This window comes from Gaiella sp., assembly GCF_035558935.1.
Classification (GTDB): domain Bacteria; phylum Actinomycetota; class Thermoleophilia; order Gaiellales; family Gaiellaceae; genus Gaiella.
Genome location: NZ_DATMBZ010000055.1, coordinates 21832 through 28621 on the forward strand (window position 1 = coordinate 21832; position 6790 = coordinate 28621).

The 6790-nt window shown below is 72.3% G+C and carries 8 protein-coding genes and 1 pseudogene; 6 read left to right on the forward strand and 3 right to left on the reverse strand.

All coding sequences use genetic code 11. The features are described from left to right. Positions 1 to 85 precede the first annotated feature (85 nt). The 6 genes from VNM44_RS05625 (at position 86) to VNM44_RS05650 (ending at position 5781) form a co-directional block, all read left to right on the forward strand. Entirely contained in the window at positions 86 to 292 is a 207-nt protein-coding gene (locus tag VNM44_RS05625; RefSeq protein WP_325623554.1) for a hypothetical protein, read from the forward strand. After that, a complete protein-coding gene (locus VNM44_RS05630) occupies positions 289 to 1242 on the forward strand; it encodes a cupin domain-containing protein (RefSeq protein WP_325623556.1) in 954 nt (317 codons plus the stop codon). Before VNM44_RS05625 ends, VNM44_RS05630 begins: the two co-directional genes overlap by 4 nt. A 149-nt stretch (positions 1243 to 1391) precedes the next feature. Then, positions 1392 to 2306 (forward strand): ParA family protein, encoded by a 915-nt coding sequence (locus VNM44_RS05635; RefSeq protein ID WP_325623558.1) that lies wholly within the window; start codon positions 1392 to 1394, stop codon positions 2304 to 2306. After that, positions 2278 to 3813 carry a cell division protein FtsZ gene (gene ftsZ / locus VNM44_RS05640; protein WP_325623560.1) on the forward strand — a complete coding sequence of 512 codons (1536 nt, stop codon included), beginning with the start codon at positions 2278 to 2280 and terminating at the stop codon, positions 3811 to 3813. Before VNM44_RS05635 ends, ftsZ begins: the two co-directional genes overlap by 29 nt. Before the next feature lie 61 nt (positions 3814 to 3874). Beyond that, positions 3875 to 5245 (forward strand): gamma-glutamyltransferase, encoded by a 1371-nt coding sequence (locus VNM44_RS05645; protein ID WP_325623562.1) that lies wholly within the window; start codon positions 3875 to 3877, stop codon positions 5243 to 5245. Continuing rightward, the gene (locus tag VNM44_RS05650; protein WP_325623564.1) at positions 5242 to 5781 is read left to right on the forward strand and encodes a GNAT family N-acetyltransferase; all 540 of its coding nucleotides are present in this window, start codon (positions 5242 to 5244) and stop codon (positions 5779 to 5781) included. Before VNM44_RS05645 ends, VNM44_RS05650 begins: the two co-directional genes overlap by 4 nt. Here VNM44_RS05650 and VNM44_RS05655 read toward each other — a convergent pair. The 3 genes and pseudogenes from VNM44_RS05655 to VNM44_RS05665 all read right to left on the reverse strand — a co-directional run. Next, positions 5726 to 5989 carry a hypothetical protein gene (locus tag VNM44_RS05655; RefSeq protein ID WP_325623566.1) on the reverse strand — a complete coding sequence of 88 codons (264 nt, stop codon included), beginning with the start codon at positions 5987 to 5989 and terminating at the stop codon, positions 5726 to 5728. The genes VNM44_RS05650 and VNM44_RS05655 overlap by 56 nt on opposite strands. Before the next feature lie 102 nt (positions 5990 to 6091). Beyond that, positions 6092 to 6625 (reverse strand): hypothetical protein, encoded by a 534-nt coding sequence (locus tag VNM44_RS05660; protein ID WP_325623568.1) that lies wholly within the window; start codon positions 6623 to 6625, stop codon positions 6092 to 6094. Next, positions 6607 to 6790: pseudogene (locus tag VNM44_RS05665) on the reverse strand (phosphatase); the annotation flags it as partial. The pseudogene VNM44_RS05665 and the gene VNM44_RS05660, both read right to left, overlap by 19 nt.

Below are 6790 nucleotides of genomic sequence, written 5' to 3' on the forward strand. Positions count from 1 at the left end.
TCGACACGCGACGCCACTCGAGCCGTCACACAGACGGCACGAAGCCGTGACACACCCGTGACGGTTTCGCCTCTACGGTCGGTGCATGGAGGAGGCACGGAGCGTTCTCGAACGGTTCGAGCGGATCGAGTCCATGCGACGGGCGAACGCGGGCCCGGTCGAGCTGCTCGGGGAGCTCCGGGCCCTTCTCCGCGAGGCGGAGGCGTGGGTCCGGGTCGAAGGAGGTGATGCCGGTGACGTGGCCGTCGCGCAACTGCGGGACGCCCTGGCGCGTGACATGATCGGTGCGTGATCTCACACTGGGACGACGTCCGCGCCGTCCGCCGCGAGTCGGGGCACATCTCGGGTGACTGGCAGTCGCTGACGGGCGAGGCGTCGGACTGGGTCGGCGTCCAGCGGATCCGGATCGACCCGGGGAAGTGGTCGACGCCGCTCCACCTCGAAGGCGCGGACGAAGAGATCTTCTTCGTCCTCGATGGGAGCGGGATCTCGGTGCAGGGCGACGGGTCGGGGGAGCAGGCTTTCGCCGTCGGTCCCGGCGACTGTCTCGTCCATCTCGCGCTGGTGCACGCGCACACGCTCCAGGCCGGCCCGGACGGTCTCGACGTCCTCGCGTTCGGCGAGCGGCACTATGCGGCCAATACGTTGCTCCCGCGGGCGGGTGTCTCGTGGCTCGGGCCGACGTGGGTGCTCGAGGGCGCGCCCGACGACCACCCGTGGAAACGCGAGGCTGCGGCCGGGCCGCCGGAGGTCGGGGAGCTCGTCGAACGGCCCGGGCGGATCGTGAACGTCGAGGACGTCGAGGCCTATGAACGCGAGGGCGCAAGCGTCGCGCGCTCCGTGCGCGACCTCGGCCGAGCCGCGGGCTCGTACAAGACGGGGCTGCAGCTGTTCGAGGTTCCTGCAGGCAAGCTCAACAACCCGCCACACTGCCACAGCGCCGAGGAGGAGATCTTCGTCGTCCTCGACGGCGAGGGAACGCTCGAGCTCTGGCCGCATCTACGTCGCGGGGGAGAGCACGAGGAGCATCCCGTCCGCCGCGGCAGCGTCGTCGCACGGCCTGCGGGAACGGGCCGGGCCCACGCGTTCCGTGCGGGCGACGGCGGCCTCACGCTGCTCGCCTACGGGGCCCGTGACCCGCGGGACGTCACGTACTACCCTCGGTCGGGCAAGCTGAACATCCGTGGCGTCGGGCTGATCGGCCGGCTCGAGGTGCTCGACTACTGGGACGGGGAGGATTGAGCGGCGCGTGAAGGAGTCGGGGGGACCGCGGTGAACGAGGCGTGGTCATGGGACTCATCCGTCTTCTGCCCCGACCTCGGGGAGCGCCGTCCGCGCCGGACCCGTCGCCCGACCCCGAGCCGCTCGAGACGCCCTCGGAGCCCGTCGCGGTGAGCGAGCCCGTGCCCGAGCCCGAAGCGCCTGTCGCGGCGGATTCGGTCGAGCCCGTGGACGTCCCGCCTGCCGAGCAGCCCGCCGTCGGACTGACGCCGTCGGGGACGCTCCCGGCCGGCGCCGCGACCTCTGTGATCGCGCTGGCGAATCAGAAGGGCGGTGTCGCGAAGACGACGACGACGCTCAATCTCGGTGTCGCCCTTCGGGAGATGGGGCACCGCGTGCTGCTCGTCGACCTGGATCCGCAGGGCAACCTGACCATGAGCCAGGGGCTGAACCCGGACGTGATCGAGCGCTCGATGTTCGACGTGCTCGTCCACAAGATTCCGATCTCGGAGGTGATCGAGCGGCGCGAGGTCGACCTCGCCGTAGCCTCGATCGACCTCGCCGGAGCCGAGCTCGCGCTGAGCGCCCTGATCGGGCGCGAGCGGTCGCTCGAGAAAGCGCTCGTCGAGGTACGCAACGCGTACGACTACATCCTGATCGACACGCCACCTTCGCTCGGCCTGCTGACCATCAACGCGTTCGTCGCCGCGACGGGCGTCATCGTCCCGGTGCAGTGCGAGTACCTCTCGCTGCGCGGCCTCGTGCAGCTCGAGAACACGCTCGCGATGGTGCGCGAGAACCTCAACCCGCACGTCGCGGTCGAAGGGATCGTCCCGACGATGTTCGACGGGCGCACGCTGCACTCGCGCGAGGCGATCGAGATCCTCGAGGAGAACTTCGGAGACCTCGTCTACCGTACGCGGATCAGGAAGACCGTCCGATACGCGGAGGCTCCCGTGAAGGGAAGCTCCGTCCTCAAGTACGACCCCACGGGCGCCGCGGCGGAGGCATACCGCGAGCTGGCCCGCGAGGTCGTCGCTGCGAAGGAGGCCCAGGATGGCGCGCAAGCGCGCGAGCATGCGTGAGGGACCGCTCGCCGAGCTCTTCCGCGCGACCGAGGCCGCGCAGAGAGCTCAGGGCGAGCAGCAGGTCGAGAGCGACGCTGCGCCGACGCAGCCCGAGCCGACCCGTCCCGAGCCCGCACAGCCGGTTCAGCCGGTTCAGCCCGAGCTTCCGATCGAGCGTCGGCCCGAGGACGTGACGCTCGAGGCGACGGTCGAGCACGTCTACGACTTCGAGCTCTCCCGGCCCGAGCCGGTCGAGCGCGCGCCCGAGCCAGACCCCGAGCCTCCGACCGTTGCGCGCAGGCCCAAGCCGGTCACGCCCGTCGAGCCCCCCGTCGTCGCGGCGGCTCCGCAGCCCGTCGTCGAGGTTGCCCCGGTCATCGAGCACGAGCCTGTCGCGGAGCCGTACACGCCTCCGGCGAGCCGCTTCGTCGCGCCGATGCCCGACAGCGCTCCACGCCTGCACGTCGCGGGCGACGTCGCGTCCTACCTCGCGGTGATCCGCGTCGTCGGCGTCGGCGGCGCCGGGATCAACGCGGTCAACCGGATGATGGATGCCGGGATCGCCCAGGTCGACTTCGTCGCCGTCAACACGGACGCGCAGCAGCTCGAGCTCTCGGACGCACCCGCGAAGATCCACATCGGCCAGTCCATCACCCAGGGCCTCGGCTCCGGCGCCGACCCCGAGACGGGTCGTCGCGCCGCCGAGGAGGGCTTCGACCACGTGCGCGCCGCGCTCCGCGGCAGCGACATGGTCTTCGTCACGGCAGGCGAGGGCGGTGGCACCGGCACCGGTGCGGCGCCCGTCGTCGCCAGGATCGCGCGCGACCTCGGCGCGCTGACGGTCGGGATCGTGACCACGCCGTTCAAGTTCGAGGGGACGCGTCGCCGCATTTCCGCGGAGTCCGGGATCGAAGAGCTCCGCGCGGCGTGCGACACGGTGATCGTGATCCCGAACGACCGCCTGCTCGAGGTGCTCCACCGCTCCACGTCGATGATCGACGCCTTCAAGATCGCCGACGACGTGCTCCGGCAGGGCGTCCAGGGGATCTGCGACCTGATCACAATGCCCGGCCTGATCAACCTCGACTTCGCCGACGTCCGCACGATCATGTCGGACGCCGGCTCGGCGCTGATGGGCATCGGCTACTCCGAGGCCCAGGAAGGCCGTGCCCGCGAGGCGGCCGAGCGTGCGCTGCGCTCGCCGCTGATCGACACGGAGATCGTGGGCGCGCGCGGGATCCTTCTCTCGATCGCAGGCGGCGAGGACCTCACCCTCCTCGAAGTGAACGAGGCGGCGGAGGTCGTGCGTCAGGCGGCGACGGACGACACGAACATCATCTTCGGCGCGACGGTCGACGAGCGGCTCGCCGGCCAGGTGTGGGTGACTGTCGTCGCGACCGGGCTCGGCGCGCCGAGGCGCGCGTCGTTCACGCCCTCCTTCCCGAGTCCCCGCACGGCCTCGGCGAGCGCGTCGCGGCAGTACTCCTCGGGCGAGGAGAGCGAGTTGCCGAGCTTCCTGCGCTGACGCGCCGCTCTCGCTCGGCCGCCCTGCGCTCCTCCGCCCCCGTCGTTCTACGCTCTGCACCATGCGCGGTGCTATCGCGGCCGGGAACCGGCACTCCGCCGACGCCGGGGCGTGGGCGCTCCGCGAAGGTGGGACGGCCGTCGACGCCGCCGTTGCCGCCACGCTCGCGGCCTTCGTGATGGAAGGACCGCTGACCGGGCCGGCCGGCGGTGGGTTCGCGCTCCTCCACGAGCCGGGCCAGGGCGCGACGCTGCTCGATTGCTTCTTCGCAGTGCCGTTGCGGGAGGCGGGCGAGATGGAGGAGGTGGAGATCGACTTCGTCGGCTCGTCCAGCCAGGTCTTCTTCGTCGGCGAGGCATCGGTCGCCGTCCCCGGGCTCGTGGCCGGTCTGGCGGAGGTACACGAGCGCCGGGGCAGGCTGCCCTGGGAGCGGCTCTTCGTGCCGGCCCTCGAGCTCGCGGGCCGCGTCCAGGTGGCGGGACCGGAGCAGGTCTACCTCCACGAGATCCTCGCCGCGATCCTCCAACGCGAGTCCGGTGGGCGTCGCGTCTACGGGATTCACGGGCACATCGACCCATCCGACCTCGTGGCGACGCTGCGGCTGCTCCAACAGGCGCGCGCCGAGGCGGTCGCGCTGCTGCTGCCCGAGCTCGCGGAGGATCTCCTCTCGTACACGGTCGAGCCGCGCGAGCCGCTCGAGTGCGCCTTTGTCGGCTCCACGGTGCTGACCGCGCCGGCGCCGTCGCTCGGCGGCGCAATCGTTCGCGCGGGGCTCGAGACGCTCGGGGAGCGCGGCGACGACTCGACGGGCTCCCCCGCCGAGGCACGGTCGCTCGCGGCCGCGCTCTCGGCCGGCTATGCGAGCGGCGGGCCGAGGGAGGCCTCGGCGAAGCCCACGGGCACGACGCACGTCTCCGTCGTGGACGCGGACGGAGCCGCCGTCGGCATCTCGTCGACGCTCGGCTCGGGGTCGGGTGTCTTCCGGCACGGCTTCCAGCTCAACAACATGCTCGGCGAGCTCGACGTGATCGGGACGGAGGACCGCGACCCGGGCACCCGGCTGCCGAGCATGATGTCCCCGACGCTCGTGCTCGACGAGGGCGCGCCGCGCCTGGTGGTCGGGAGTGCAGGGTCGGTGCGGCTCGCCGGCGCGATCCTGCAGGTCGTGGCCGCTGTCGTGCGTCAGGGGCTCACCGTCGAGGAGGCGATCGCGCGCGCGCGCCTCCACGTCGACGGGGATCGAGTCCACGTCGAGGGCGGTTGGCCCGACGGGGTTGCCGACGCGCTCGCCGAGGAGGGCTTCGACGTCGTTCGCTGGGACGCGCGGAACCTCTTCTTCGGGGGCGCCTCCGCCGTCGAGCGGCGCTCGGCTGCGACGCTCGGCGCCGCCGGCGATCCGCGCCGTGGAGGTCACGGGGTGGTCGTCCCGTGATCGTGGTCCGTCCCGCCGAGCCGCCCGACGCAGACCAGCTCGTGCGGCTCGCGGCGGCCGTCGGCCGCGAGCCCGGTGAATGGCTGCTGACAACGGAGACCTGGCGAAGCGCCGCCGACGAACGCCGCTACCTGAAGGCCGTTCGTCGGCATTCGGATGCCGCGGTCTTCGTCGCCGTCGACGACGACGTGGGCAGGGTCGTGGGCAGGCTCTCCGTCGCGCGCGACCCGCATCCGGCGAGCGCGCACGTTGCCGACCTCGGTCTGATGGTGGCCGCCGAGTACCGCCGCCGCGGGATCGGACGTTCCCTGCTGGCGACCGCGGTCGAATGGGCCCGGGCCGCCGACGTCCGCAAGCTGGAGCTGCACGTCTTCCCGTGGAACGAGCCGGCCATTCGGCTCTATGAGGAGTTCGGATTCGAGCGCGAAGGGGTGCGCCGCGGGCACTACAGCCGCGACGGCGCCGACGTCGACGCGCTCCTCATGGCGTACCACCTCCCCTCGGAACGGGAATCCCCTCCATCTCCAGCGCCCTGATCAGGAACCGGCGCATCTCCGCCTCGTACCGCGGGTCGTAGAGCGCCTCTCCGCCGACCATCCCGCCTGCGGCGCAAACGGCCTCGACGAGCTCGGCGATCGTCGGGCCCCGCTCGGCCCGGCCGACCGGCAGCGCGACCCATCCGTGCGCCGACGCGCCCGCCGCGCACGGAGGTGCCGCGTCGTCGTCGGTCGCCTCGTCCGCCATGCGATCAGCGTGCCCGACGAGGTGTCACGTGTCCGTGTCGACTTCGTGCCAAGAACGCAATGTCCGGCGGGCGGGCTGCCCGGCCGCCCGGGCCGCCACGCCTCAGTGGGCGGGGGCTGCGACCGCGGAGACGAGCGCGTCCCAGGCGGGTGGCCCGCCGGCGCGCAACCGCGCGGCGGCGGCGAGCGGCTCCTCGCCGTGAGCGGCGCGCGTCGAGAACAGATCCGGCCGCGGCCGGATCGACACGCGGGGAAGATGGAGCCGGTCTGCGTCCCAGCACGTCCCCGTGGTCGCGTCGGCGGACACCAGACCGTTCGAGTGGTGCTCGAGCGCCTCCGCGAGGAGCGCGAAGCGCATCTCGTCGAGCGGCAACAGGCTCTCGTCTCGCAACTCCCGGGCGTATGACGCGGCCCTCGATCCATGCTCGACATCGAGCCCGTCCGTCAGGCGCCTCGTGTCGTGGAGGAGCCCGAAGCAGAAGACGAGCGTGCGGTCGATCTGCGTAGCGCCCGCGGCCAGCGCGAGGCCCGTAGCGGCGACGCAACGCCAGTGGTCGTCGCCGTGGATCGTGGAGTCGCGGCGCCACGCACGGGCCAGCGCCCGGTCGACGAGCGACGTCAGCGCCCCCGTTTCCACCCGGTCACCATCGCACGCTGCGCCGCGGTCTGGGGTGACGCGGCCCACGCGTCAGGGACGCCGCGGCGGAGGCGCGTGATCGTGCGCAACGGATCGCCGTCGTCGAGCCCGTGGCGGACGAGCCAGCACCCGACGACCGTCCCGGTTCGGCCGATCCCGCCCCAG

What these genes read in the sequence shown, in the direction of transcription:
- VNM44_RS05655 (WP_325623566.1), bottom strand. Translation starts at nt 5,989, where the DNA reads ATGGCGGACGAGGCGACCGACGACGACGCGGCACCTCCGTGCGCGGCG.
- VNM44_RS05625 (WP_325623554.1), top strand. Translation starts at nt 86, where the DNA reads ATGGAGGAGGCACGGAGCGTTCTCGAACGGTTCGAGCGGATCGAGTCC.
- ftsZ (WP_325623560.1), top strand. Translation starts at nt 2,278, where the DNA reads ATGGCGCGCAAGCGCGCGAGCATGCGTGAGGGACCGCTCGCCGAGCTC.
- VNM44_RS05645 (WP_325623562.1), top strand. Translation starts at nt 3,875, where the DNA reads ATGCGCGGTGCTATCGCGGCCGGGAACCGGCACTCCGCCGACGCCGGG.